The sequence below is a fragment of the Mesorhizobium sp. M4B.F.Ca.ET.089.01.1.1 genome (assembly GCF_004022605.1).
Classification (GTDB): Bacteria; Pseudomonadota; Alphaproteobacteria; order Rhizobiales; family Rhizobiaceae; genus Mesorhizobium; species Mesorhizobium abyssinicae.
This window is the reverse complement of record NZ_RZOS01000835.1, coordinates 1-1334: the sequence shown is the minus strand read 5'-3', so window position 1 is coordinate 1334 and position 1334 is coordinate 1. Positions and strand designations below refer to the sequence as shown.

Below are 1334 nucleotides of genomic sequence, written 5' to 3'. Positions count from 1 at the left end.
CTTTCGTGCCAACCGAAATCCACGTCGGCACGGTGAAGGACGACAAGGGCGCTCTCGGCATCCTATCGATCCATACGACCGAAGGCCTTTTGGATATCGCGCTCGACCTTCACGCGGCCGATGCCATAGTGAATGCGATTGGCGCTATCCGCTCGAAGCTGGCGCTTGTTGAAGCTAAAAATGCCCCGTCGAAGCCGGGCAGGAGGTCTTTCTTAGGAGCCGATCGGATCAACGCAGATCGTCATCGGTAATGTACGTCGTCGTCATGACGGCCTGCTGAAGCCGCGTCAGACCCTTTCTTGTATCGACGCGCGAGGTGGCGGAAAGTCGGTAGCGTACCCCATCACCTTGTCGACTCGCTCGGCCAGCCAAAAGGCCTTCATTGAAGCAGCTACCGGTCTAGGCCGGCGGCGTGTACGCCACTTTTTCGCCGTCTTCCTTCACGAACTCGCGCACCGGATGCTCGAGAAGCGGCAGCACCGCCTTGGAAGGCCGGCAAAGCCTTGCGCCCTTTGGCGTCTCGACGATCGGCCGGTTGATCAGGACTGGGTGTGCGAGCATGAAACCGATCAGCTCGTCGTCGCTCCATTTGCGGTCGGCCAGGCCAAGCTCGGCGTATGGCGTGCCCTTCTCCCGCAGCAGTTCGCGCGGGGTGATGCCCATCGCCGCGATCAGTTCCAGCAGCCGCTGGCGGCTCAGCGGCGTCTTGAGATATTCGATCACCACCGGCCCTTCGCCGCTGGCGCGGATCATGGCGAGCGTGTTGCGCGAGGTGCCGCAGGCGGGATTGTGATAGATGGTGACCGTCATGACTGTGCCTTTTGTGGCTGGGCTTGCCGAATGATCCCGGGCCGCAGCAGCCAGCCCATCAGCGCCAGCGCGAGCAAGGCGCCAAGCAGCTCGGCGACGATGAAGCCCGGCAGATCGATAGGTCTGATGCCGGAGAATGTGTTGGTAATCGAACGCGCCAACGCCACCGCTGGATTGGCGTAGAGGCGGTGAACCAGTAGGCGGCGGTGATGTAGAGCCCGACCAGCCACGGCACGGCTCGCTGCTCGAACCTGAGCCCGCAGAGAATGACCGCGACGAGACCGAATGTGGCCACCATTTCAGAGAACCATTGCGCCGGTCCGGCGCGCAGCTTGGTCGAGATCTGCAGAACCGGCAAAGCGAACACGAGGTGCGCGGCGAGCGTGCCAGCGATGCCGCCCAGGAGTTGCGCGACCAGATAGGCAGGCAGGTCGCGGGCCGGCAGCGTGCGGTTCAAGCAAAACACCAGTGAGACCGCCGGATTGAAATGCGCGCCCGAGATGGGGCCAACGATGGTTATCAAC

2 protein-coding genes and 1 pseudogene are annotated in these 1334 nt (G+C 62.5%); 1 reads left to right on the top strand and 2 read right to left on the bottom strand.

Going from position 1 to position 1334, the window contains the following annotated elements; all coding sequences use genetic code 11:
• Positions 1-251: hypothetical protein (locus EN780_RS34345; RefSeq protein ID WP_128276467.1), on the top strand; the 251-nt coding region annotated here is incomplete at its 5' end.
• Between the two features lie 148 nt (positions 252-399).
• Here the strand turns inward: EN780_RS34345 and arsC are convergent.
• Both arsC and EN780_RS34335 read right to left on the bottom strand, forming a co-directional pair.
• Entirely contained in the window at positions 400-810 is a 411-nt protein-coding gene (gene arsC, locus EN780_RS34340; protein ID WP_128276466.1) for an arsenate reductase (glutaredoxin), read from the bottom strand.
• A pseudogene (locus tag EN780_RS34335) lies at positions 807-1334 on the bottom strand (MIP/aquaporin family protein); the annotation flags it as partial. The gene arsC and the pseudogene EN780_RS34335, both read right to left, overlap by 4 nt.